Annotated in this window: 21 protein-coding genes; 15 read left to right on the top strand and 6 right to left on the bottom strand. The window is 73.7% G+C overall.

The window, feature by feature from the left end:
* Positions 1 to 53: 53 nt before the first annotated feature.
* From ACWDXC_RS22715 to ACWDXC_RS22700, 4 genes are all read left to right on the top strand, one after another.
* Positions 54 to 1,388 carry an SWIM zinc finger family protein gene (locus tag ACWDXC_RS22715; RefSeq protein WP_449985066.1) on the top strand — a complete coding sequence of 445 codons (1,335 nt, stop codon included), beginning with the start codon at positions 54 to 56 and terminating at the stop codon, positions 1,386 to 1,388.
* 656 nt (positions 1,389 to 2,044) lie between these two features.
* Positions 2,045 to 5,188, top strand: a complete 3,144-nt coding sequence (locus ACWDXC_RS22710) for a hypothetical protein (RefSeq protein WP_449985063.1) — start codon at positions 2,045 to 2,047, stop codon at positions 5,186 to 5,188.
* A 42-nt stretch (positions 5,189 to 5,230) separates the two neighbouring features.
* The gene (locus tag ACWDXC_RS22705) at positions 5,231 to 5,572 is read left to right on the top strand and encodes a hypothetical protein (protein WP_449985060.1); all 342 of its coding nucleotides are present in this window, start codon (positions 5,231 to 5,233) and stop codon (positions 5,570 to 5,572) included.
* Positions 5,569 to 5,742 (top strand): hypothetical protein, encoded by a 174-nt coding sequence (locus ACWDXC_RS22700; RefSeq protein WP_449985057.1) that lies wholly within the window; start codon positions 5,569 to 5,571, stop codon positions 5,740 to 5,742. Before ACWDXC_RS22705 ends, ACWDXC_RS22700 begins: the two co-directional genes overlap by 4 nt.
* A 4-nt stretch (positions 5,743 to 5,746) precedes the next feature.
* Here ACWDXC_RS22700 and ACWDXC_RS22695 read toward each other — a convergent pair whose 3' ends face one another.
* The 3 genes from ACWDXC_RS22695 to ACWDXC_RS22685 all read right to left on the bottom strand — a co-directional run bounded on the left by ACWDXC_RS22695 (position 5,747) and on the right by ACWDXC_RS22685 (position 8,411).
* The gene (locus tag ACWDXC_RS22695) at positions 5,747 to 6,859 is read right to left on the bottom strand and encodes a DUF5925 domain-containing protein (RefSeq protein WP_449985055.1); all 1,113 of its coding nucleotides are present in this window, start codon (positions 6,857 to 6,859) and stop codon (positions 5,747 to 5,749) included.
* 50 nt (positions 6,860 to 6,909) lie between these two features.
* A complete protein-coding gene (locus ACWDXC_RS22690) occupies positions 6,910 to 7,299 on the bottom strand; it encodes a hypothetical protein (protein WP_449985053.1) in 390 nt (129 codons plus the stop codon).
* Between the two features lie 149 nt (positions 7,300 to 7,448).
* On the bottom strand, positions 7,449 to 8,411 hold the full coding sequence (locus ACWDXC_RS22685) for a serine/threonine-protein kinase (protein ID WP_449985050.1): 963 nt from the start codon (positions 8,409 to 8,411) through the stop codon (positions 7,449 to 7,451).
* Between the two features lie 89 nt (positions 8,412 to 8,500).
* On the opposite strand from ACWDXC_RS22685, the gene ACWDXC_RS22680 reads away from it, so the two are divergent.
* From ACWDXC_RS22680 to ACWDXC_RS22635, 10 genes are all read left to right on the top strand, one after another.
* Positions 8,501 to 10,363: a CASTOR/POLLUX-related putative ion channel gene (locus ACWDXC_RS22680; protein ID WP_449985048.1), complete on the top strand. Its 1,863-nt coding sequence runs from the start codon at positions 8,501 to 8,503 to the stop codon at positions 10,361 to 10,363.
* 21 nt (positions 10,364 to 10,384) lie between these two features.
* Complete coding sequence (mtnA, locus tag ACWDXC_RS22675) at positions 10,385 to 11,323, top strand: S-methyl-5-thioribose-1-phosphate isomerase (protein WP_449985045.1); 939 nt, start codon at positions 10,385 to 10,387, stop codon at positions 11,321 to 11,323.
* A gap of 265 nt (positions 11,324 to 11,588) precedes the next feature.
* Positions 11,589 to 12,173: a peptidoglycan recognition protein family protein gene (locus tag ACWDXC_RS22670; RefSeq protein WP_449985042.1), complete on the top strand. Its 585-nt coding sequence runs from the start codon at positions 11,589 to 11,591 to the stop codon at positions 12,171 to 12,173.
* Between the two features lie 57 nt (positions 12,174 to 12,230).
* On the top strand, positions 12,231 to 13,997 hold the full coding sequence (locus ACWDXC_RS22665; protein WP_449985039.1) for a methylmalonyl-CoA mutase subunit beta: 1,767 nt from the start codon (positions 12,231 to 12,233) through the stop codon (positions 13,995 to 13,997).
* On the top strand, positions 13,994 to 16,147 hold the full coding sequence (gene scpA, locus ACWDXC_RS22660) for a methylmalonyl-CoA mutase (protein ID WP_449985036.1): 2,154 nt from the start codon (positions 13,994 to 13,996) through the stop codon (positions 16,145 to 16,147). The genes ACWDXC_RS22665 and scpA overlap by 4 nt, the downstream gene beginning before the upstream one ends.
* A gap of 186 nt (positions 16,148 to 16,333) precedes the next feature.
* Positions 16,334 to 17,293, top strand: a complete 960-nt coding sequence (meaB, locus tag ACWDXC_RS22655; protein WP_364182138.1) for a methylmalonyl Co-A mutase-associated GTPase MeaB — start codon at positions 16,334 to 16,336, stop codon at positions 17,291 to 17,293.
* Between the two features lie 125 nt (positions 17,294 to 17,418).
* The gene (locus tag ACWDXC_RS22650; RefSeq protein WP_449985033.1) at positions 17,419 to 18,066 is read left to right on the top strand and encodes a TetR/AcrR family transcriptional regulator; all 648 of its coding nucleotides are present in this window, start codon (positions 17,419 to 17,421) and stop codon (positions 18,064 to 18,066) included.
* Positions 18,063 to 18,497 (top strand): acyl-CoA thioesterase, encoded by a 435-nt coding sequence (locus tag ACWDXC_RS22645; RefSeq protein ID WP_449985030.1) that lies wholly within the window; start codon positions 18,063 to 18,065, stop codon positions 18,495 to 18,497. The genes ACWDXC_RS22650 and ACWDXC_RS22645 overlap by 4 nt, the downstream gene beginning before the upstream one ends.
* A gap of 80 nt (positions 18,498 to 18,577) precedes the next feature.
* Positions 18,578 to 19,195: a TetR/AcrR family transcriptional regulator gene (locus tag ACWDXC_RS22640; RefSeq protein WP_449985028.1), complete on the top strand. Its 618-nt coding sequence runs from the start codon at positions 18,578 to 18,580 to the stop codon at positions 19,193 to 19,195.
* A complete protein-coding gene (locus ACWDXC_RS22635; protein ID WP_449985025.1) occupies positions 19,192 to 20,274 on the top strand; it encodes an acyltransferase family protein in 1,083 nt (360 codons plus the stop codon). The genes ACWDXC_RS22640 and ACWDXC_RS22635 overlap by 4 nt, the downstream gene beginning before the upstream one ends.
* 7 nt (positions 20,275 to 20,281) lie before the next feature.
* On the opposite strand, the gene ACWDXC_RS22630 is transcribed toward ACWDXC_RS22635, so the two are convergent.
* Positions 20,282 to 22,057 carry an AMP-dependent synthetase/ligase gene (locus tag ACWDXC_RS22630; protein WP_449985023.1) on the bottom strand — a complete coding sequence of 592 codons (1,776 nt, stop codon included), beginning with the start codon at positions 22,055 to 22,057 and terminating at the stop codon, positions 20,282 to 20,284.
* A 122-nt stretch (positions 22,058 to 22,179) separates the two neighbouring features.
* Here ACWDXC_RS22630 and ACWDXC_RS22625 point away from each other — a divergent pair, with 122 nt between their 5' ends.
* Complete coding sequence (locus ACWDXC_RS22625; protein ID WP_449985021.1) at positions 22,180 to 23,121, top strand: hypothetical protein; 942 nt, start codon at positions 22,180 to 22,182, stop codon at positions 23,119 to 23,121.
* A gap of 92 nt (positions 23,122 to 23,213) precedes the next feature.
* On the opposite strand, the gene ACWDXC_RS22620 is transcribed toward ACWDXC_RS22625, so the two are convergent.
* Both ACWDXC_RS22620 and ACWDXC_RS22615 read right to left on the bottom strand, forming a co-directional pair.
* On the bottom strand, positions 23,214 to 23,480 hold the full coding sequence (locus ACWDXC_RS22620; protein ID WP_219514114.1) for a TFIIB-type zinc ribbon-containing protein: 267 nt from the start codon (positions 23,478 to 23,480) through the stop codon (positions 23,214 to 23,216).
* A 38-nt stretch (positions 23,481 to 23,518) separates the two neighbouring features.
* A complete protein-coding gene (locus tag ACWDXC_RS22615; RefSeq protein WP_449985018.1) occupies positions 23,519 to 24,391 on the bottom strand; it encodes a phosphotransferase family protein in 873 nt (290 codons plus the stop codon).
* Positions 24,392 to 24,509: the final 118 nt, after the last annotated feature.

Below are 24,509 nucleotides of genomic sequence, written 5' to 3'. Positions count from 1 at the left end.
GGTTTTACGTACCGGACCCGATTGTGTCGGTGGTGATCACTATCGTCCGGGCCATGACTCAAGCGGTGCAGGCGTACTCCTACGCCGGGCCCTCCGTGCTCGCCGACGGCCGGCTCGGCCTGTCCACCTCCGGCGGCACGGCCCTGTCGGGCCCCCAGACCCATCCCCGGTTCTTCAGCGGGCTCCTCACCCAGGCCGCCCCCGCCGCCGCCGGCCTGCTGGCCGTCGCCGACGTGGCCATGGCCCGCTACCACCAGCCCCGCCCCGGCTGGACCCGCGACCCGGTGGTGACCTGCGACGGCGACCGGCTCAGGTTCGAGTCGTTCTCCGCCTGCGGCGGCGTCTACGCCCGCCTCGACGTGCTCGCCCTCGACGGCGACGTGCTCGACCGGGGCACCACCAACGTCGACGTCAACGGGCCGCTGCGCGAATCGCTCGCCCGCGTCGGCGGACGCGACCCCCTCCACCTCGGCGTCGGCCCCGACGAGCTCACCGTCACCACCCTCGACGGCGCCGTCGTCGAGAAGAAGGTGCCGCTGCCCAGCCGATGGCTGCGCGGCTTCGCCGAGGTCCAGGTGATCGCCGCCGGCTTCGACCTGCGCGCCGAGCTCAAGGGGCCGCAGGCCGTCCGCTTCCTGCGCTCCCTGCCGCGCAAGGCGTCCGCCACCGTGTGGGCCGTCCCCGCCGGCGGCGACCTGCGCCTGGCCGCCGGGCCCGGCCGCGGCTCCGTCTGCCTGTCCGGCGCCGGCCGCGTCGCCACCCTCATGCCGCTGCTGCGCTTCGCCAAGGCCCTGCGCGTCTACGGCCCGCCCGGCGCCGACGCCGGCCACCAGGCCAGCGCCTGGGAGCTCGAACTGCCCGGCATGCGCTACACGCTCGCCGTCTCGCCCCAGCCCTGGCGCGGCTTCTCCGGCGAAGGCGCCGTCCTCGACGACCTCGCCACCGACGAGGCCGCCGGCGACGCCGACGTGATCGGGATGCTGCTCAACTTCGAGCCCGCCGTCGAGATCGGCCTGCTCGCCGACCGCTCCGGGCTCCCCGTCGACCGCGTACGCGCCGCGCTCACCCAGCTCGGCACCGCCGGGCGCGTCGGCTACGACCTGTACGAGGCGGGCCACTTCCACCGCGAGCTGCCCTACGACCGCGACCAGGTGGCGCAGCTCAACCCGCGCCTCACGGCCGCCCGGGCGCTCGTCGAAGCGGGCGCCGTCACCCTCGACGGCGACCACGCCCGCGTCACCACCTCCGGCGGCACCCGCCAGGTCGGCATCGCCGACGGCAGCTGCACGTGCGAGTGGTGGTTCGACCACCGCGGCTCCCGCGGCCCCTGCAAGCACGTCCTCGCCGCCCGCATCGCCTCCCGCCACACCGCGGACGCCCTCCTATGACCCCCACCCCACCCCCCACCCCCTGGCCCACCGACCCGCGTCCCCGGCCCATCGACCCGGGTGCCTGGCCCTCCGATGCGGGTGCCCGGTCCGCCGACCCGGGTGCCTGGCCTGCCGATTCGGGCCCCTGGCCCGCCGATTCGGGCCCCTGGCCCGCCGACCCGGGCCCCCGGCCCATCGACCCGGGCTCCCGGCCCGCGGACCCGGGCTCCCGACGGGCCGACCCGGGCGCCCGGTCCACCGTCTCCGTCCACGCTCCCGTCCCCGCACGTGGGGCAGGACCCGACGGCGGCCCCGACCGGATGCCCGGCGGCGGCCCCGCCCGGCCATCCGGCAACGGTTCCCAACGGGCGGCGGACGGCCCCGTACGGGTGGTTGGCGAAGGCCCTGGCCGGTTGCCCGGCGAAGGCTCCAGGCGGGTGCCTGCCGACGCCCGGGAGCGGACGCCCACCGAGCGCGCCGACGCCCCGCGCGCCTCCGGTGGCGGCCCCTCCGTCGCGTCCGACGCCCGCGACAGCGCCGCCCCGGCATCAGGCGGCACTTCCGCACGGCAGCCTCCCGGCCGGGACCCTGCCGCACGGTCGTCCGCAGAAGCGTCGGGTGGGCCCGGCAGCGGTGCAGGGACCTCCAGGGAGGCTTCCGAACGAGGGGATGGTGTGGGGGAGGGAACTGCCTGGGCGGAGGTCGAGGCGGCGATCGACGCGGGGGACGAGCTCCGGGTGGCCGAGCTGGTGCTCGCCCTGGACGAGGCGGGGCGGCGCGAGGTGGCCGCCGCCCTGCCCGGCCACATCCCCGTGGCGCGCAACCGGGCGTGGGACCGAGAACGACGCCGCCGCCAGGCCCGCCGCACGCAGGAGCGCGTGACACCCACCGGCAGCACAGCCGCCCAGGGCGACACCAACGCCCCAGACAGTGCCGAGGGCCAAGGTGGCGGCGGCGGTCACGGTGGCGCCGGCCGCTACGGGGTGGCGGCGGGCGGCAGCCAGGAGGGCGGCCCGGGGTGGGAGCATGCGCGGGTCGACGCGTGGGTGGGGCCGATGCGGGTGGCGGGCGCGGGCACGATCGGCGGCGCCGCTGCGGTGGCGGCCTGGCTGCACCGGCGCGACTTCCAGGGCTGGGGCGGCCTCGACCACACCGGGCTCGTCGAACGCGTTCTCGCCGCCCGGCCGCACCGCTGGCAGGTGGACTTCGCCGTACGCGCCGCCCTGCGCCTGCGCACGCAGCGCGACGCCCGCGTCTGCGGCGCCCTGGCCCTGGCCATGCTGCGCCGCACCGGCGCGACCCCGCCCGGCCACGACCCGCTGACCGTCGCCTGGGCCGCCGGATCACCTGCGGGTCTGGGCGACGACCCGCTGCTCGACCATCTGCTCCCGCGCCTGTTCGAGGCGGACGGCGTCGGCCGCGTCCTCCGCCACGAGCAGCCCCCGGACGGCGGCCGTGCCGGGCACGAGCCCCGGCCGCCGACCTGGCTCGCCGCCCTGAAGGATCTCGCCGACACCGGGCGGGTGTCGCGCGACCTGCTGCTCGACGGGTGCGTACGCCGGTTCCTGCGCGGCGGCTCCGGTCCTGACCTGCGCTTCTTCGTACGCCTGCACGACCTGCTCGACCCTGCCGACGCCGAGTCCGCCCGGCGGGCCGCCGACTACCTGAGGCTGCTCCCGGCCGCGCCCACCTCGGTGGCCGACCTGGCGCTGCGCCACCTGCGCCGAGCGGGCCGGCTCGGCCACGACGACCTGGTGGAAGGGCTGCACGCCGCCCTGTTCCGGCCGGAGCGCAAGCTCGTCGACGGCGGGCTCGGCTGGCTCGACCAGGCAGTGCGGGAGCGGCGCGGCCCTGTGGACGAGTTCGCGCCGGCGCTCGCCCAGGCCTTCTCCTGCCGGTCGTACGACGTCCAGGCCCGTGCCGTACGCCTTGCCCTGCGCCACGCCGACCGCTTCGGCGCGGCAGGCACGACGCCACTGAGGGAGGCCGCCGCCCAGCTTCCCCCGGACCTTGCCGCCCGCCTCACCACGGCCTTCCCGGGCCCGACGACCTCCACGGGCGGGACCGCGTACCGAGGCAGGGAGACGGACGTGGCCCGCGCGCCGGTGCCCGCCGGCGCTGGGGAGGCGGAAGCGGTCCACACGGCGGCGGCCTCTGCGGGACCCGGGACGGCCGGGCCTGGTGCAGTGGGGGGCGTCTCCGGGTCTGGGGCGGGCTCGGAGCTCAGACAGGGGGACGGGTTCGTGCGCCGGGCGTTGCCTCGGGTGGCGCGGGCGGCGTCGTTGCCGGCGCCGGTCCGTGCACCTGGCGAGTTGACCGCGTTGCCCTACCGGGTCGGGTGGCAGGAGCTTGAGCGGTGGCTGGACGGAGTGGTGCGGCTGCACGCGGAGGATCCTGAGGCGCTCCGGGTGGTGCTCAAGTCGCTGACCGGGGAGCCGTCGCGGCTGTACAAGGAGCGCGAATGGGAGCATCCGGGCCAGTGGGCGGAGGCGATCGCGCGGCGGCTCGTCGACCCGGGGGCCGAGCCGCCGCCCCGGCCGGGGCCCGCCCTGCTTCCCACGGCTCTCGGGGTGCTTCGCGTTCTCGGGGGCGCGTCGGTCGAGCCCGCGCCCGTATCCGGGCCTGCGTCTGGACCCGTATCCGGGCCGGTGCTCGGGGCCGAGCAGGGTGGGCGGCGGCGGGGGCGGTTGCCGGACGCGTCGCGGGTGACGGCGCCGCACTGGATGCTGCTGCGCCGGCTGGCCGAGGTGCATGCCGCCGCCGGGTCCGGGGCGCTGCCGCCGTACCTGCTCGCCACGCCCACCACCGGCGCCGGCGGGGTCGGCGCGGCCGAGCTGGTGGAGAGGGTGGCGGGGTACGAGCGGGCCGGGGTCGAGGCGCTGGACGCCGATCTGCAGCAGGCGCTGCTCCGGCTGCCGCGCGCCATCGAACCCGGGGTGGTGGCGCGGGCGGCGCGGCTGCGTTCCGGGGCGGGCGCGACCGTCGCGGCGTGGATGCGCGACAGGCCCTCGATCAGCACCGGGATCGACTGGATCGACGGCGGGGTCCCGTACGCGAGCGACCGGGCGGCCCCCGGAGCGGAGGCCGCGTCCGGGGCGCGGAAGGCGAGGGGAGCGACGGGGGAGGGGCGGGAGCCGTCGCTGGTTCCGCGGATCCGGGGGGAGGCGACCGGGCTGGAGCTGGTCGACCGGCTGCTGTCCGATCCGCGGGCGTCGCGCTGGCAGGCCGACGGGGACGATCCCGTCGACTGGCCCGCCGTGCTTCCGCACGACCGGGAGGTCGCGGCGCTGCATCTGCTACCGCGGCTGCTCTGCCGTACCCACGGGTCGCACGTGCGGCTGGCCGAGGTGCAGGCGGTGGCGTCGGCCGGCGGGCCCGCGGGGGAGGCGGTGGCGCTGCTGGTGGCGTACTTCCTGCTGCACCGCGAGTGGTGGCGGCGCGACGACGGGGTGCGTCCGCTGCTGGAGCTGGCCGCGCGGGGGGAGCTGCCCGCCGAGGAGACCGGGCGGCAGCTCGGGCTGCTGCTGCGGCGCACCTGGCATCAGCCGGCGGCCATGCGGGAGGCGCTGGAGACGGCGGCCCGGCGCGGCGCCCACGCGGAGGTGTGGCGGGTGCTGACCGGGTTCCTGCCCGTCTACCTGCCGGGGCCGGGTGAGCGGGCGCACTCGGGGCACACGCAGATGCTGACGTTCGCGGTCCGGGCGGCGGGATGGGCGCGGGCCGAGGGCGAGCTGCCGTGCGTGGCGCGGATCGCGGCCAGGAAGGCGACGAGCGGCTTCGTCCGTGAGGCCCGCCGCCTGCACGCCCTCCTCGGCTGAGCCCTGGCGGCCGGGGCGCACCCGGCCGCTAGGGTGATCGTCATGCGTGACGACGCCTACCACTACAACCAGGCCCGCTGGGAGGCGCTCGTCGAGGCGGACGCGTTGTTCACCCGCCCGATGCTCGACCTCGACGCCGAGCGGGCCCGCGCCTACCTCGACCTGGAGAGGCTGGGGCTGCCGGGCGACGTGGCGGGCCGCCGGGTGCTCTGCCTGGCGGGCGGGGGCGCGGCCTCACCCACCACGCGTGGAACGGCGAAGGCTACACGCTCAAGCACCCCTACACCGACGGGGCCGAGACCGGCTACCCCGACCAGGACTGGGTGTACGAGCGGCGGCCCGGCCTGGAGATCAGCGGGCCCCGCGAATACCGGCAGACGATGAGCCGGATCGTCAACGGCCTGACCGGGGTGGGGTTCCTGCTGGAGCGCCTGGCCGAGGTGCGCAGCGACCGGCCCGGCCTGGAGCCGGGGAGCTGGGAGCACTTCACGTCGGTGGCGCCGCCGTGGCTGGAGTTCGTCTGGCGCTACCGCCCCGGCGTCCTCGGCGGGTGAGGGCCTACAGGTAGAGGCCCGTCCCCTCGGTGCCGGCCGTGCGGGTCAGTGACCGCCCGGCGCGGAGCGCGTACAGCTCGGCCAGCGTCGCCCCCGACGGGCCGACGCCCTGGGGCGAGCCGAGCCAGGCGACCGCCTCGTCCCGCGACAGCGGGCCGATCTCCAGCTGCGCCAGGCAGCGGCCGGGGCGGACGACGGCCGGGTGCAGGCGGGCCAGGTCCTCGTTCGTGGTGATCGCGACCAGCACGTCACGGCCCTGGCCGAGCAGGCCGTCGGTCAGGTTGAGCAGCCTCGACAGGCCCTGGCCGGCCTGCGACTTGGCCGAGGCGCTGATCAGCTCGTCGCAGTCCTCCAGCACGAGCAGCCGCCAGCGCTGCTGCTCGTCCTCGTCGTGGTCGTAGCCGACCGCCACCTCCATGAGGTAGCCGGGCTCGTCGAACAGCCGCTCCGGGTCGAGCACGCAGTCGACCTGGCACCAGTCCTGCCACTGCTTGGCCAGCGAGCGCAGCAGCGTCGTCTTGCCGGTGCCGGGCGGGCCGTGCAGCAGGATGAGACGGCCGTTCACGTCGGCCGGGGTGACGGCCATCAGGGAGTCGAGCGAGCGGCGCGCCTCCGCCGAGTAGTTGCCGCTGATCTCGGGCCACGGCTGCGCGGTGATCGGCTTCTCAGAACGGGTGCCGCCGTGCGAGCCGCGCCACCAGAAGCCCATGTCGACGTGGTCGGTCTCCGGCTCGGGCTCCTCTGCGCCGTCGACGGTCTCCTTCAGCACCGACCGGGCCAGCTCCTCGCTGGTGGCCGTCACGCTGACCGTCGCCGACCGGTTGCGGTGCCGGATCACCCGCAGCGTCCAGCCGTCGCCGCAGATCAGCCGCGACTCCGAACCGTCCTCCACCTGCGCCGTCCGCACGACGCTGCCGTGCGCCGGGCGCAGCGGGGCGTCGGGGCGTACGCGCTCCAGGTTGACCAGGCGCGACCACGGCTGCACCCCCGTGGCGAACGGCGACAGCGCCAGCGCGTCGATCACGTCGACGGCGGAGTCGGAGTCGTCGATCCAGATGTTCATGGGGAGCTCGGTGGCATCCTGGCTGGGGAACGGCACCTCCCTGATCACAGACATGGCTCCAATGATCACAGTTTGCGGGGCGGGTTGTCGAAGGGTTTGCGTTTTCAGCCGGTCTTCGTCAGCTCGCCCTCGCTCCTTCCCATGGGCATCGTGAGCTCGTAGTCGGCCTGGTCGTCGTCCTTGAGCTCCAGGGTGACCTTGACGCTGCCGGTGCCGCCCAGGTACGCGCACACGCCGCCGAGGTCGGCGAGCGTGAGGTGCAGGGTGGAGTCCTTGACCTCGGTCGCGTACAGGGTGCCCTTGCCGCAGCCGGGGTCGCTCTGCGCGTCGCCGGGGGAGTCCCAGACGCCCTTGGGCTCGCCTGCGCGCAGGATCAGGGTGACCGACTCGTTCTCGAACTTCGTGCCTGCCGCCTCGCCGTCGACCGTGCCCGTCCAGGTGCCCGCGAACTCGGCGGGGACGTCGACGGTGTCGCTTGGCCTGCCGGTGCCCACGGACAGCTCGGGGAGGAGTTCCGTGAGGCCCGCGCCCGGGTCGCCAGGGGAGACGGGGGAGACGGAGGCGGTCGAGGTGGTGGGCGTGCGCCGGTCCAGGGCGGACGGGGCGCCGCCGTTCAGCCACAGCAGCGCGCCGCCGCCCGCGATCAGCGCGACGACGGCGGCCGCCGCGCCGACGAGCAGGCCCCGCCGCCGCCGTCCCGGCCGCGTGGTGATGGCGGGCCCCGGCGGTCCCGTACGGTGCCCCGCGCTGTGCCCTGCGCTGTGCCCGGGTCCGCCCGTAGGTGCGCCACCCCCGCCGGGTGTGGCCGGGAGGGGGAGTTGGGGTTGACGAGGTGGACCATCAGGTCGCGGGCCGTGGGCCGGGCGGCGGGGTCCTTGGCGAGGCAGGAGGCGAGCACGCCCCGCAGCCGCGGCGGCAGCGGGGTCAGGTCGGGCTCGGCGTGCAGGACGCGGTGCAGCACCGCCGGGACCGTGTCGGCGCCGAACGGGCTGACCCCGCCCGCCGCGAACACCATCGTGGCCGCCCACGAGAACACGTCGGACGCCGGCGACGCCGGGGTGCCGGCGATCTGCTCGGGCGCCAGGTAGGCGGGCGTGCCGATCAGCCCGGAGGTCAGGGTGGCCGCGCCCTCGGCGCGCGCGATGCCGAAGTCGACCACGCGCGGCCCGTCGGGCCCGAGCAGCACGTTGGCGGGCTTGAAGTCGCGGTGCACGACCCCGGCCGCGTGGATGGCGGCCAGCGCCGTGGCCGTGCCGACGACGACGCGTTCCAGCTCGCCGCCCGCCAGCGGCCCCCGGTCGCGGACGCGGTTGGCCAGCGACGGCCCGTCGATGTACTCGCTGATCACGTACGGGCGCGGCCCGTCCGTGGAGGCGGCCAGGACGCGTGCCGTGCAGAAGGACGCGATGCTCTCCAGCGCCTCCAGCTCGCGCGCGAGCCGGGCGCGGGTCTCGCGGTCGCCGGTGCTCAGCAGCTTGATGGCGACCGGTTCGCCCGCCTCGGTGTGGGCCAGGTAGACGACGCCCTGGCCGCCTTCGCCGAGGCGCCCCGCCAGCCGATGTCCGCCCAGTTCGGGCGGATCGTCCGGCGTCAGAGGGGTCACCATGGCCGATACGTTACAGGTCATCCTGCGGTGACATAGATCACCCGCTACTTTATGACGTTGATCAAATGACCTGAACGCGGAGGTACGGGGTGTCTGGTGTGAAGTTCCGCGAGCGGGCGCGCTACTGGTTCGACAACACGATGTCCAAGGGGACGGTCTCGCTCGTCGGCTGGCTGGCCGTCGTGTCGATGGGCCTGGTCGTGGTCGTCGCCGGGTTACTGATGTGGGTGGCGCCTAATGAGCCGGAGGGCGTCGGGGGCCCGGGGCACGTCCTGTGGATCGCGCTCATGCACGCGCTGTCGCCCGACGAGCTGGCGGCCGACAGCGGGTCGGTGCCGTACATGGCCGTCATGCTGGTGGGCTCGCTCGGCGGGCTGTTCATCGTCAGCATGCTCGTCGGCCTGCTGGCCAACGGCTTCGAGCAGAAGGTGGACCGGCTGCGCAGGGGGCGCTCGCGCATCGTGGAGTCCGGCCACACGGTGGTGCTGGGCTGGTCGGACCAGGTGTTCACGATCGTGGCCGAGCTGGTCAAGGCGCACGCCAGCGAGTCGGGCTCGGTCGTGGCGGTGCTGGCCGACCGGGACAAGCTGGCGATGGAGGAGGACATCCGCGAGCGCGTCGACCTGGGCCGCACGCGGCTGGTGTGCCGCACCGGCTCGGCCACCGAGCCGCACGACCTCGACCTGATGAACCTGGCCGCCGCCAGGTCGGTCGTCGTGCTGTCGCCCGAGGGCGAGGACCCGGACGCGCACGTGTTCAAGATCCTGCTCGCGCTGGAGAAGCGGGACGGGCCGCACCCGCCGGTGGTGGCCGCCATCGCCGCCAGCCGCAACGTGGCCGCCGCCCGCCTGGCCGGGGGCGCGGACGTGCACCTGGTGGACTCCGACGACACCGCCTCGCGGCTGATCGTCCAGTCCTCCCGCCAGTCGGGCATGTCGGTCGTCTGCATGGACCTGCTCAACTTCGACGGCGGCGAGATCTACCTGCGGCCGGGCGCGGAGGTCGCGGGCCGGACGTACGGCGAGACGCTGCACGCGTACGGGACGGCCACGGTGATCGGCCTGCGCAGGCCGTCGGGCGTGGTGCTCAACCCGGCCATGGACACCGCGGTGACCGAGGCGGACGAGGTCATCGTGATCGCGCACGACGACTCCCGCATCGAGCTGGCCGAGGGCGCGCCCGCCGTGGACGAGGCCGCGATCGTCACCGCCCGGCCCGCCGACCCGGAGCCGGAGCGCACGCTGCTGCTCAACTGGAACAGCCGGGCGCACCACATCATCCGCTACCTCGACGGCTACGTGGCACCCGGCTCGGTGCTGGAGATCGCCACCGACCACCCGAAGGCGGGCACGGGCCTGGAGGGCCTGCGCAACCTCACCGTCAACGTCAAGGACTGCGACACCACCGACAGGTACGCGCTGGAGGCGCTCGGCCCCGGCCTGTTCCAGCACGTCATCGTGCTGTCGGACGACCGGTTCACGCTGCACCACGCCGACACCCGCACGCTCATGACGCTGCTGCAGCTGCGCGACATGCAGAGCGCGATGAACGAGCACTACTCGATCGTCAGCGAGATGCACGACGAGAACAACCGGGCCCTGGCCGAGGTCACGGAGGCCGACGACATCGTCATCAGCGACACCGTCATCGGCCTGCTGCTCGCCCAGCTCGCCGAGAACCGGCACCTGGCGGACGTGTTCGGCTTCCTGTTCGACTCGCGTGGCTCCGAGATCTATCCGCGCCCGGCGGGCTCGTACGTGACCACCGGAACGGAGGTGAGCTTCGCGACGGTCATCGAGGCGGCGCGCCGCAGAGGGGAGACCGCGATCGGCTACCGGGACGCCGCCGGGCGCAACGTCCCGCCCCACTACGGCATCGTGCTGAACCCGCCCAAGCCGGACCTCGTCCGCCTGTCCGAGCGTGATTCGGTCATCGTGCTGGCGGAGGACTGAGTCTGGGTTAGCGTGTGCGGCGTGAGGACCATCGATTGGGTGGACGGCGCCGTCGAGCTCATCGACCAGACCCGGCTGCCCGCCGAGTGCGTGACGCTGCGCCTGCACACCGTGGACGAGCTCGTCGAGGCCATCCGCCGGCTCGCGGTGCGGGGCGCGCCCGCGCTCGGCGTGGCCGGGGCGCTCGGCGTCGTGCTGGCCAGGGGCGACCAGGAGGCCGTCGCCCGGCTGCGCGCCGCCCGCCCCACCGCCGTGAACCTGGCCTGGGGCGTCGACCGGGCCGCCGCCCACCTGGGCGAGGGGCAGGAGGCCGTGCTGCGCGCCGCCCTGCGCATCAGGGACGACGACATCGCCGCCTGCCTGGCCATGGGCGAGCGCGGCGCCGACCTGCTCGAAGGCGACCGGCTGCGGATCATGACCGTGTGCAACACGGGCGCGCTGGCGGCCGTCGAGCGCGGCACGGCGCTCGGCGTCGTTCAGACGCTGCACGAGCGCGGCCGGCTGGCCGAGGTGCTCGCCCTGGAGACCCGGCCCCTGCTCCAGGGCGCCAGGCTCACCGCCTGGGAGCTGGCCCGCATGGGCGCCCCGCACCGCCTGGTCGCCGACTCCGCCGGGCCGTACCTGCTGGCGCGGGGTGGGGTGGACGCGGTGCTCATCGGCGCCGACCGGATCGCCGCCAACGGCGACACCGCCAACAAGATCGGCTCGTACGCGCTCGCGCTCGGCGCGGAGCGGGCCGGGGTGCCGTTCATCGTCGTCGCGCCGGAGAGCACGATCGACGCGGCCACCCCGTCGGGCGACCACATCGAGATCGAGGACCGGGGCGCCGAGGAGATCGTCAGCGTGGCGGGCGTGCGGGTGGCCCCGGAGGGCACGAAAGCGCTGAATCCCGCTTTCGACGTGACACCGCACGACCTGATCACCGCGATCGTGACGGACACCCGCGTAATCCACCCGTAGGTTAAAATTATCCCGAACTCGTGACCAGTTCGCGCATCTAGCGTTACGCTCTGTTGTGTAATGACGCTACTTTCCGGAGCGTATCGTGGCCATTGACCTGATCAAGCGGGCGGATTGGGATGCGCGTTCTCCCCGCGGCGCCTACACACAGCTCGATTCCACCAAAGGGGTGAAAGTCCACTACACCGGTGGACGGGTCGATCCCGGAATCGTCGACGACCACGCAGGATGCGTGAAATTGGTGAAATCCATCCAAGGGTCACATATGGATGGAAATGGCTGGATCGACATCGGATATTCCTTTGTCGCCTGCCCGCACCGCAAGGTGTTCGAGGGGCGGGGGCTGCACCACCTGCCCGCCGCCAACGGCGCCGGCCTCAACCGCGGCCACTACGCCGTGCTCGGGCTCGTCGGCAACGCCGGGCTGGTCCAGCCGCCCGACGAGCTGCTCCACGCCATCCTCGACGCCGTCGAGCACGTCCGCGACCGGGGCCGGGCCGGCAAGGAGATCAAGGGACACCGCGACGGCTACTCCACGAGCTGCCCCGGCGACGCCCTCTACGCGTGGGTCCGGCGCGGCGCGCCCCGGCCCGGCAACGACAACGGCACCCCCGAGTCGCCCCCGCCCCCCGGGCGGTTATTGAGATACCCGCCCGTCACCCGCGGCGACGACGTACGGACCTGGCAGGCCAAGATGCGCGAGCGCGGCTGGGAGATCGACGTCGACGGCGCCTACGGACCCGCGTCCAAGGACGTGTGCCGGCGGTTCCAGCGCCGGCAGGGCATCGAGGACGACGGCATCGTCGGCCCCGTCACCTGGCGTCTCACCTGGGAAGCCCCCCTGACCTGACCCCTGTCACAGCCCCGCGTGCACGTTCCGTGACGTGTTGCGCTTACGATCCCAAGCATGGATCTGGCAGCGGGTTTCCCCGCCACCACCCGGGACGGCTGGCGTGCGCTGGCGCTCGCGGTCCTGCGCAAGTCCGGCGTCGAGGCCGCCACCCCCGAGCAGGCGCTCGGCGCGCTCACCTACGACGGAGTGCCGATCGCGCCGCTCTACGACGCCTCCGACCTGCCCCCCGTGCCGCCGTTCGACCGGGGGAGCGCCCGCGCCGGATGGGACGTCAGGCAGCGGCACGCCGTCCCCGACCCCGAAGCGGTGCTGACCGACCTGGAGAACGGCGTCACCTCGCTCTGGCTGGTGGCCGGAGACGGCGCGATCCCCGTGGTGGAGCTGCCCCGGGTGCTCAAGGACGTCCTTCTCGACCTCGCCCCGATCGTCCTGGACGCCGGGCCGCACACCCGGGAGGCCGCCGAGGCGCTGTTCGCGCTGGCCGGCGACACGCCGCTCACCGGAAACCTCGGCGCCTCCGCGCTCGACGACTCCGGCGTGGAGCTGGCGGCCCGGTGCGTGACCGGCCACTCCGGGCTGCGCGCGATCACCGTCGACGCCACGCCCTACCACGACGCCGGCGCCTCCGACGGTGAGGAGCTGGGCTGCTCGATCGCGCTCGGCGTGGCCGCGCTGCGGGCGCTGACCGGGGCCGGGCTGAGCGTCGAGCAGGCGTTCGGGCAGCTCGAGTTCCGCTACTCGGCCACCGACGACCAGTTCGCCACCATCGCCAAGCTGCGCGCCGCCCGCAAGCTGTGGGCGCGCGTCGCCGAGGTGTGCGGCGGCGGGTCCCAGGACGCGTACGCGCAGGTCCAGCACGTCGTGACCAGCTCCGCCATGATGACGGCGCGCGACCCGTGGGTGAACATGCTGCGCACCACCGTCGCCTGCTTCGCCGCCGGGATCGGCGGCGCCGACGCCGTCACCGTCCAGCCGTTCGACGCGGCCGTGCGCCCGCCCGACGCCTTCTCCCGGCGCATCGCCCGCAACACCCAGGCGCTGCTGCTGGAGGAGGCGGGCGCCGGGCGGGTGGCCGACCCGGCGGGCGGCTCCTGGTACGTCGAGCGCCGCACCGCCGACCTGGCCGCGCGTGCCTGGGAGTGGTTCCAGGAGATCGAGGCGGCGGGCGGCATCCGCGCCGCCGCCGGGAAGGTGGCCGGCCGCGTCGCCGCCACCCGCGCCCGCCGCGCCGCCGACATCGCCCACCGCCGCCTCCCGATCACCGGCGTGAGCGAGTTCCCCGACCCCGCCGAGAAGCCCCTCCGCCGCCCCGCCGCCCCGAAGCCGCCCGCCGGTGCGACGACGGCCCCCGTCCAGCCGCCCGGCACGGCCGCGGAGCGGGGGACCGGGCTGCCGGTGGTGCGCTACGCCGCCGAGTTCGAGGCGCTGCGCGACCTGGCCGACGCCCAGCCGGAGCGGCCCAAGGTGTTCCTGGCCACGATCGGCCCCGCCGCCGCCCACACCGCGCGGGCGGCGTTCGCGGCGAACCTGTTCCAGGCCGGCGGGCTGGCCGTGGACAGCGCGGGCCCGGGCGCCGACGCCGAGCGGATCGCCGCCGCGTTCGCCGCCAGCGGGGCCGCCGTCGCCTGCCTGTGCTCCACCGACAAGCTGTACGCCGAGCACGCCGAGGAGGTGGCCGCCGCGCTGCGCCGGGCTGGCGCCCGCCGGGTGTGGCTGGCCGGCAAGGGCAGCCACCCGGGCGTCGACGCCTGCCTGTTCGCCGGGTGCGACGCCCTCGACGTGCTCCGCACGACCTTCCGCGACCTGGAGGTGACCGCATGATCCCCGACTTCACCGGCGTCCCCCTGGACGGCGCGCCTCCGGCGGCGACCGCCGGGGAGCCCGCCGCCCCGGGCCCGGTCTGGGAGACCCCCGAGGGCATCGCGGTCAAACCGCTCTACACCGCACGCGACCTGGACGGCCTGGACTTCCTGTCCACCTACCCGGGCGCCGCCCCCTACCTGCGGGGCCCGTACCCGACCATGTACGTCAACCAGCCGTGGACCGTCCGCCAGTACGCGGGCTTCTCCACGGCCGAGGACAGCAACGCCTTCTACCGCCGCAACCTGGCCGCCGGGCAGAAGGGCCTGTCGGTGGCCTTCGACCTGGCCACGCACCGGGGCTACGACTCCGACCACCCGAGGGTGGCGGGCGACGTGGGCATGGCCGGGGTGGCGATCGACTCCATCTACGACATGCGCCGCCTGTTCGACGGCATCCCGCTGGACCGCATGTCGGTGTCGATGACGATGAACGGCGCCGTGCTGCCGATCCTGGCCCTCTACATCGTGGCCGCCGAGGAGCAGGGGGTGGCGCCGGAGCAGCTCGCCGGGACCATCCAGAACGACATTCTCAAAGAATTCATGGTACGGAACACGTACATCTACCCGCCGGGCCCCTCGATGCGGATAATTTCGGATATTTTCGCATATACCAGTGAAAAGATGCCGAAATTCAACTCCATCAGCATTTCTGGTTACCACATCCAGGAAGCGGGGGCGACGTGTGATCTGGAGCTCGCCTACACGCTCGCCGACGGGGTCGAATACCTGCGTGCCGGAATCGCCGCCGGAATGGACGTCGACCGGTTCGCGCCGCGTTTGTCGTTCTTCTGGTGCATCGGCATGAACTTCTTCATGGAGGTCGCCAAACTCCGGGCCGCGCGGCTGCTCTGGGCCAACCTGGTGTCCGGGTTCGATGCGAAAAATCCGAAATCGCTGAGCCTGCGGACCCACTCCCAGACCTCCGGCTGGTCCCTCACCGCCCAGGACGTCTACAACAACGTGGCCCGCACCTGCGTCGAGGCGATGGCCGCCACCCAGGGCCACACCCAGTCGCTGCACACCAACGCCCTCGACGAGGCCCTGGCGCTCCCCACCGACTTCTCCGCGCGCATCGCCCGCAACACCCAGCTCCTGCTCCAGCAGGAGTCCGGCACCACCCAGGTGATCGACCCGTGGGGCGGCTCCTACTACGTCGAACGCCTCACCCACGACCTGGCCGAACGCGCCTCCGCGCACATCCACGAGGTCGAGGCCGCCGGAGGCATGGCCAAGGCCATCGAGGCCGGGCTGCCCAAGCTGCGCATCGAGGAGGCGGCCGCCCGCACCCAGGCCCGCATCGACTCCGGCCGCCAGCCGGTCATCGGCGTCAACAAGTACCGGGCCGCCGCCGACGAGCCCATCGAGGTCCTCAAGGTCGACAACAGCGCCGTACGCGCCCAGCAGCTCGCCAAGCTGGCCGCGCTGCGCGCCGAACGCGACGAGGACGCCGTCCGCCGCGCGCTCGCCGCGCTCACCGACGCCGCCGCCGACCCCGCGCCCGGCCTCGACGGCAACCTGCTCAAGCTGTCCGTCGACGCCGCCCGTGCCAAGGCCACGGTGGGCGAGATCTCCGCCGCGCTGGAGCGGGTCTTCGGCCGGCACGCCGAGCAGGTCCGTACGATTTCCGGCGTGTACCGCGACGAGGCCGGACCGGCCGCCGACATCGAACGCGCCCGGCAGGCGTGCGCCGACTTCGCCCGCGCCGAGGGCCGCCGCCCGCGCATCCTGGTGGCCAAGATGGGACAGGACGGCCACGACCGCGGCCAGAAGGTGATCGCCACCGCCTTCGCCGACCTGGGCTTCGACGTGGACGTCGGCCCGCTCTTCCAGACGCCGGAGGAGGTGGCCAGGCAGGCGGTCGAGGCCGACGTGCACATCGTCGGCGTCTCCACGCTCGCCGCCGGGCACCTCACGCTGGTGCCCGCCCTCCGCCAGGCGCTCGCCGACCTGGACGCCGCCGACATCATGATCGTCGTGGGCGGCGTGATCCCGCCGGGCGACTTCGACGAGCTCCGCGCCGCCGGGGCCTCGGCGATCTTCCCGCCCGGCACGGTCATCGCCGAGGCGGCCCTCGGCCTGCTCGACGAGCTGCGCGAGCGTCAGAAGTAGTCCTCGCACATGGTGAACGACACATGGTGAACGACACCCGGCGCCGCGGCCGGGTCCGGCCCTGGCGCGCGGGTGCACCGCGCCGGCCGGACCTGCTGGAGCGAGGGCCCGTCCACGTGCTTATGGTCAAGTGATTCGTTCGCCAGGGCCGTCAGTGGGTTCGAGGCCGGGAGACAGGAGGGCGCGGTGCGCTCACTGGAGGACTACGTCCGGGGCGTCAAGGCGGGTTCGCGCACGTGGATCGCACGGGCGATCACGCTGGTCGAGTCCACCCGGCAGGACCACAGGGCGCTGGCCCAGCGGCTGCTGGTCGAGCTGACGCCGCTGGCGGGCCGGGCCCGCCGGGTGGGCGTGTCGGGGGTGCCGGGCGTGGGCAAGTCCACGTTCGTCGACGCGCTCGGCACGCGGCTGACCGGCGCCGGGCACCGGGTGGCGGTGCTGGCCGTGGACCCGTCCTCCACCAGGACCGGCGGCAGCATCCTGGGGGACAAGACCCGGATGGCCCGGCTGTCGGCCGATCCGGCGGCGTTCATCCGGCCCTCGCCGACCTCCGGCACGCTGGGCGGGGTCGCCAAGGCCACGCGGGAGGCGATGGTCGTGGTGGAGGCCGCCGGGTTCGACGTGGTGCTGGTGGAGACCGTGGGCGTCGGCCAGTCGGAGACGGCGGTGGCCGACATGGTCGACACGTTCCTGCTGCTGACGCTGGCCCGCACCGGCGACCAGCTCCAGGGCATCAAGAAGGGCGTGCTGGAACTGGCCGACGTGATCGCGGTCAACAAGGCCGACGGCGAGCACGCCCTGGCGGCCCGCAAGGCGGCCCGCGAGCTCGCCGGGGCGCTGCGCATGCTGCGGTCCGGGGGCGCGCCGCCGCCGGTGCTCACGTGCAGCGGGCTCACCGGCGACGGGCTGGAGGAGCTGTGGCGGCAGGTCCTGGCCCATCAGGAGGGGCTCGACCTGGCGGCCAAGCGCCGCGAGCAGCAGGTCGGGTGGACGTGGACGCTGGTGCGCGAACGCCTGCTGGCCGAGCTGCTCGACGACCCGGACGTGACGGCGATCGCCGGGGACGTCGAGAGGGAGGTGCTGGCGGGGGAGCTGACCCCGTCGCTGGCGGCGGACCGGCTCCTGGAGGCCTTTAAACGCCGCTGATCAACCGGCCGCTGACCCACCCGCCGCTGCTCCACCCGCCGCCCGGCCCCGCTGCCCCACGAACGCCGCCGATCCACTCGCCCCCAGTTATACGAACGATCGGTCGCTCATATATTGTGGGGCCCATGACCGAACAGGAGACCGACGGGCGCAGGGTCCGGGGGCGGCGCAGCCGGGAGGCGATCCTGGAGCACGCCGTGTCCCTGGCCTCGGTGCACGGGCTGGGCGGGCTGAGCCTGGGGCGGCTGGCGGACGCGGCCGGCGTGAGCAAGTCCGGATTTTTCGCCCACTGGCGCGACAAGGAGGAGCTCCAGCTCGACGCAGTGGAGTGGGCGAGCCGCCAGTGGGTCGAGCGGATCGTCAAGCCCGCCCTCGAGGCCCCGCCCGGCGTCCGGCGGATCTTCGCCCTGCACGAGGCCCGGATGCGCTTCTACGCCGACGGGGTGCTGCCCGGCGGCTGCTTCTTCTTCATGGCGCAGGTCGAGTTCGACGACCAGCCCGGCCGGGTGCGCGAGCGCGTCGCCCGGGCGCTGGCCGAGTGGCTCGGCCTGATCGAACGGCTCGTGCGCGAGGCCGTGGCCCTGGGCGAGCTGCCCGGCGACGTCGACGCGGGGCAGCTCGCGTACGAGATCGAAGCGCTCGGGGAGGCCGCGGTCACGCACGCGCGGCTGCTGGACCCCGACGAGGCCCACCGGCGCAGCCGCCGTGCCGTGCTGCTGCGCCTGCGCGACCTGACCACCACCCCCGAACTCCTTCCGGAGGACCGCACGTGAGCGTGACCCGCACCGTCCAGATCCATTTCGACGACCTCGACGCGATGGGGCTGCTGCACAACTCCCGCTACGCCCTGCTCGTCGAGCGTGCCGTCGGCGCGTTCTGGGCCGAGCAGGGATGGAACTTCGACCCCGGCGTGTCCCGGTTCCGCGACGTCTACATGGCGGTCCGCGAATTTAAGATCACCTACAACGCGCCGATCTCGGGGGCCGGGGAGGTGGCGGTGGAGTTCTGGCTGGACCGGATGGGCCGCACCAGCGGCGTCTACGGCTTCCGGGTGCTGTCGGCCGACCGCTCGATCGTGCACGCCGAAGGCTACCGGGTCAACGTCAACCTCGACCCGGCCACGTTCCGCCCGGCCCCGTTCAGCCAGGAGCTGCGGGACGCGGCGGCGCCGCTGCTGCTGAAGGACCTGACCGCCGTGCAGTGACGCGGGGGAGGAGGGCGCCGGTCACGAGACCGGCGCCTTTTTCGTTCCAGCGCTCTGGCCGGGTGTGTTAAATTTTGGCCATGCGGTCAGAAAATGAGCCCAGCGGCCAGAAGGGCCGGTCGTTCATCGAGGAGGCCCGGCGCGCCCAGATCATCGCCTCGGCCGTCGAGGTGATCGCCGAGCAGGGGTTCGCCCGAGCCTCCCTGGCCCGGATCGCCCAGCACGCGGGCATCAGCAAGGGCGTCATCTCCTACCACTTCGACGGCAAGGACGAGCTGATGGAGGAGGTCGTCGTCCGGGTCTACACGGCCATCAGCGAGCACGTGCTCGCCCGGATGGAGGGCCTGAGCACGGCCACCGAGCTGCTGCGCACCCAGATCCTCGGCGTCGCCGAGCACATGCGCGCCCAGCGCACCCAGCTCAAGGCCCTCGGCGAGATCTTCGCCAACCTGCGCGACGCCGACGGCAAGCTCCGCTTCGGCGTCAACGCCGGCGAGGAGATCTACCAGGCGCTGGAGCAGATCTACCGCCTCGGCCAGAAGACCGGCGAGTTCCGCGCGTTCGACGTCCGGGTGATGGCGCTCACCCAGTCCGCGGCCGTCGACGCCATGTTCGCCTACTGGATCAACAATCCCGGCCACGACCTCGACGCGCACGCCCGGGAGCTCGCCGACCTGTTCGAGAGGGCCGTCCGATGAACACCGAGTTACGCGCCGCGACCCGGCTGCACGCCGTCGACAACCTGCGGGTCCTGCTGACCGTGCTGGTCGTCCTGCACCACGTCGCGCTCACGTACGGCAACATCCCGATGTGGTACTACACCGAGCCCGCCGCCGACCCCTCCGGCCTGGCCCTGGACATCCTCGTCGTGATGAACCAGGCGTTCTTCATGGGCTTGTTCTTCCTCATCTCCGGCTTCTTCACACCCGGCTCCCATGACCGCAAGGGCGGCCGGGGGTTCGCCCGGGACCGGCTGGTCCGGCTCGGCGTGCCGCTGCTGGTGTTCCTGGTCCTGCTGCGGCCGCTCGTGACGCTGCCCGACTACCTGGCCGGGGAGCCGTTCTGGCAGGTCTACCTGCGCACCTGGGACCCGGGGCCGATGTGGTTCGCCGAGGTGCTGCTCGTCCTCGGCCTGGCGTACGCGCTGTGCCGCCGCCGGGGGAGCACGGCGCAGGAGGCGCAGGCGGCGCCCTCGGCGCCGAAGGCGCGCTGGATCGTGCTGTTCACCGTGGCCCTGGCGGCGGTGACCGTCCTGTGGCGGATCCCGGTGCCGGTCGGGACGTACGTGCCGGTCCTCGGGCTGCCCACGCCCTACTTCCTGCCGCAGTACGTGAGCATGTTCGCGGCCGGGCTGGTGGCGTTCCGCCGTGGCTGGTTCGAGACGCTGCCCCGCCGGGCCGGGCGGCTCGGGTTCGTCGTCGCCGCCGCGTCCACGGCCGTGTGCCTGCCGGTCATGGGCATGACCTCCGGGGCGGTGACGGACGCGATCACCGCCACCTGGGAGATCGTCTTCGCCGTCGGCATGATCCTCGGGCTGGTGGTGCTCTTCCGCGAGCGGTTCGCCGGGCAGGGGCCGCGCGGCCGGTTCCTGTCGGAGCACGCCTACACCGTCTACGTCGTCCACCCGCTGGTGGTGGTCGCCGCCGGCTACGCGCTCAGCGGGATCCAGGCGGCGGCGATCGTCAAGTTCGCGCTCGCCGCCGCCCTCTGCCTGCCGCTGTGCTGGGGCCTGGCCTACCTGGTGCGCTCGCTGCCCGGGGCCAGGAGGGTGCTGTGACCCGGGGCTACTCGGCGTAGAAGGCGTCGAGGGTGCTTCCGTGGCGCTCCTCGACGGCCTTGCGCTTGACCTTCAGGCTGGCGGTCAGCTCGCCGCCCTCGACCGTGAAGTCCTCCGCCAGGATCGCGAACTTCTTGATCGTGGCGTAGCTGGCCTGGTCGGCGTTGACCTGGTCGATGCCCTTCTGCACCTCGGCCAGCATCCGCGGGTGCCCGCGCAGCTCCTCCGGGTCCGTCGGCAGTCCCTCGGCCTCCGCCCACGGCCTGGTCACGTCCATGTCCAGAGTCACCAGGGCCGTGCAGTAGTTGCGCCGGTCGCCGTGCACGAACACGTGCGACAGATACGGGCAGGCCGCCTTGATCCGGCCCTCCAGGTGGGTCGGCGCGACGTACTTGCCGCCGGAGGTCTTGATCAGCTCCTTCTTGCGGTCGGTGATGCGCAGCCGGCCCGCCTCGTCCAGCTCGCCGATGTCGCCGGTGCGCAGCCAGCCGTCGTCCAGCGCCTCGGCCGTCTCCTCCGGCAGGCCGTGGTAGCCGCGCATGATGCCGCGCCCGCCGATCAGCACCTCGCCGTCGTCGGCGATGCGCACCTCGGTGCCCGGCAGCGGCAGCCCCACCGTGCCGAACTTGACGCTGTCGGGCCGGTTGAGGAAGCTGCCCGCCGACGACTCGGTCAGGCCGTAGCCCTCCAGGATCGTCAGCCCGGCCGCGTCGAAGAACTCGGCGATGTCCTGCGACAGCGGTGCCGCCCCCGAGATGAAGAAGCGGATCCGGCCGCCGAACCTGGCCCGCAGCTTGCCGAACACCAGCCGGTCGGCCAGCGCGTACTCCAGCCGGGTCGTCAGCGGGATCGACGCGCCGCGCTGGCGGGCCCGCACCACGCGGACGCCCGTCGCCTTGGCCCAGTTGAAGATCTTGAGCTTGACGCCGCCCTCGCGCTGCTGGGTCGCGGCGACCGTGTTGTGGATCTTCTCGAAGATGCGCGGGGCCGCCGCCATGAACGTCGGCCGCAGCGCGCCCAGGTTGTCGGCGATCCGGTCGAGGCGGCCGTCGATCGCGGTCGGCACGCCCTCGCCGAGCATCACGACCTCCAGCAGCTTGCCGAACGAGTGCGACAGCGGCAGCCACAGGAAGTGCAGGTCCGCGCCCGACAGCAGGTCGATCTCGCGGACCGCGCCCGCCGCGTACAGCCAGTTGTCGTGGGTGAGCACCACGCCCTTGGGCCGGCCGGTGGTGCCGGAGGTGTAGATGAGCGTGGCCACGTCGTCGGCGCCGATCGCCGCCACCATCGCGGCGTAGTCACTGTCGCCGTCACTCTCGCCGCCGGCGGCGCGGACGGAGTCGAGCGTGACCACCCAGCCGTCGTCGCCGGCCTCGCCGTCGATCACCACCACGTGGGTGACGTCCGGCAGCTCCTTGCGCACCGACCGGAGCTTGGCCACCTGCTCGTCGTTCTCCGCGATGACGATCGTGCTGCCGGAGTCGGTGATGACGAACGCCGACTCCGCCGCCGTGTTGGACGGGTAGATCGTCGTCGTCGCCGCGCCCGTCGACAGCACCGCCAGGTCGCACAGGATCCACTCCACCCGGGTCGAGCAGAGGATCGAGACCCGGGCGCCCGGCCCCGCGCCCAGCTTCGTCAGGCCGAGCGCCAGCTCCCGCACCCGGTCACCGGTCTGTCGCCAGGTCATCGACGTCCAGCCGTCACCCGAGGGGTAACGGTACGCCTCGGCGTCGGGGGTGGCCGCGATCCGGTCGAGCAGCAGGGCGGGGATGCTGGACATTGCCTGGACCTCCTGTGGGGGATGTGAGGCAGACTCTAGGCCGGTTGCCCCGTTCCAGTCGATAACGCAATTGACGTCCCGGGAGGAAGCGGGCGATAGTGTGGCAGGTGGCTGCCCCCCGGATGATCACGTGCGTTCTCGCGCTGGCGACCCTCACGCTCGGCGCGTGCACCTCCGCGCCCTCCCTGAGCGGCGGCTCGCCGCGGCTGAGCGGCACCGCGGGCGGCCCCGGCGGCGCCGGCTCGCCCAGCCCCAGCCTCGCCGCGCTCACCGCCGACGCCTACAAGGGCGAGCTCGGCACCCGGCACGACGCGCTGAGCGACGCGATCAAGTCCGTGGCCTCCGCGCGCGGCCTCAAGAGCCTGCGCCAGCGGGTGGGCAAGGCGGAGGAGCAGATGCTCGGCGCCGCCGAGGAGCTCGCCGCCCTCCAGCCGCCCGCCGAGGTCCGCGCCCAGCACGACGCGTACGTGACCAGCATGCGCGACCTGGCCGCCGGGCTCGGCAGCGCGACCGGGAAGGTCGGCTCGGACCTGTGCACCTCCTCGGCCGTGCTCACCGACGTCCGCGGCGCGCTCGGCGCCCTCGACGAGGCCGGCGAGACCCTGCAGGAGGCCGGCGGCTACCCGGCGGACGTGGTGTCGGTCAAGGCCGCCGGGAAGAAGACCAGGCGGCTCGGCAACGGCCACTACCTGCGCAAGAGCGGCCTCGGCGGGCGCAGCTCGCTGCAGATCCACAACGGCACCCGGCGCGACGCCGTCGTCAACGTGATGCGCGGCAAGTCCAAGGTCATCAGCGTCTACGTGCGCAAGAAGTCCAAGTTCAAGATCCCCGGCATGCGCGACGGCACGTACCGGATCTACTTCACGCACGGCGTCGACTGGGACGGCAAGAGCCGGGCCTTCACCCGCGACTGCAGCTTCTCGCGCTTCCAGAAGTCGGTGAAGTTCAAGACCACCTACACCTCGACGCAGATCCTCTGGCACGACTGGCGCATCACGCTGCACTCCATCTCCGGCGGCAACGCCAGGACGAGCCAGGTCGACCCCGACGACTTCCCCGGCTAGAACCGGCCGCACGCGGCCGGAACACGCGAGGGCCGCGCGCCGGAGCGCGCGGCCCTGTGCCGGCGAGGTCGCGCCGGTAAGCTGGAGGCCGGTCAGCTGGAGAACAGCATCCCCACCCAGCTGCGCTGGCGGTGGTGACCGTAGTGGCCGCCCGGGTGGCCGCCACGCGGAGGGGCGCCCCACGCGGGGCCGCCGGGCGCGGGAGGCGGGGGAGCGGCGTGGTAGGCCGACTCCATCTGCGTCAGAGTCTCGAGCTCGCCGTAGTCCAGGAAGATCCCACGGCAGTTGTCGCACTGCTCGATGTGGACGCCGTTGCGCTCATATGTCCGCATGTTGCCGCGGCACTTCGGGCACTGCATCTAGTCGCTCTCCTTGGCCTCGTGGTTCTGAGCAAAACCTACCGCGCGCAACGCCCTCGCGCTGTGACGATTCTGTTGCACGACTCGACCAACGAATGCTCGACCTCATCGAGTTCCCGGCCGTCCCTGGCGGCGTTGACGACCGCCACGGCGGCCAGCTGGACGGTGACCGCGCGGGCGGGCAGGTCCAGGCGCCGCCACGGGTCCTCGCCGCCGCCCAGCGCCGGTCCGCCCGAGCCGAGGTACGCGCCCAGGAACCGATCCCAGACGACAGGATCCAGTAACCCCGCGGCATACCAGGCGGCCGGTCTGGCCAGGTCCCACGCCGGGTCGCCGACCCCCAGGTCGTCCACGTCGATGAGCAGCCACCGGTCGCGGCGCACGAGCTGGCCCAGATGCCAGTCGCCGTGCGTCAGCAGGCCGGGCCCCGGCTCCGGCTCCGGCAGCTCCGCGAACGCCCGCCGCACCAGGCTCTCCACCGGCCCGTCGCCGGTCATCCGCCGCACCGCACGCGCCGCCCGCGCGGGACCTCCGGCCGGCGGCAGCGCCGGCACCACCGTGAGGGGTACGGCGTGCAGCCGGGCCAGCAGCCTGGCCCCCTCCTCCCACGGGGCCGACTCCGTCTCGTCCTGGCCGATCGGCCGGCCCGCCGGCCACACCGACACCGCGCGGCTCGCCACCGTCAGCACCTCCGGCTCCAGCGGCGCCAGCATCACCCCGGTCAGCGCCGCCGATGCCGTCGCGCGCAGCCGGGGCCGCAGCGCCTCCACGTCGTCCCGCGCGGAGTGCGCCTTCACCACGACCTCACCGCGGCGTAACACCACCACGTCGGTCCGCGTCGGGTGCAGCACGGGCTCGCCCGTCCCCCCGTACGCGCCCGCGACAACCGCCAGCTCAGCCTCAAGACCCATCCGTACAGCCTAGGACCTTCCGCCCACGCCTCCCCCGGCCCGTCCGGCCGCCGGGCCTGTCCGCCTCCCCGCCCTGCAAGCCCGCCGGGCCCGGCCCTCTACGCTGCTCGGCAGGGGT

The sequence above is a fragment of the Nonomuraea sp. NPDC003214 genome, assembly GCF_053590035.1.
The sequence above is the reverse complement of the archived record's forward strand: the minus strand, read 5'-3'. Positions and strand labels throughout refer to the sequence as shown.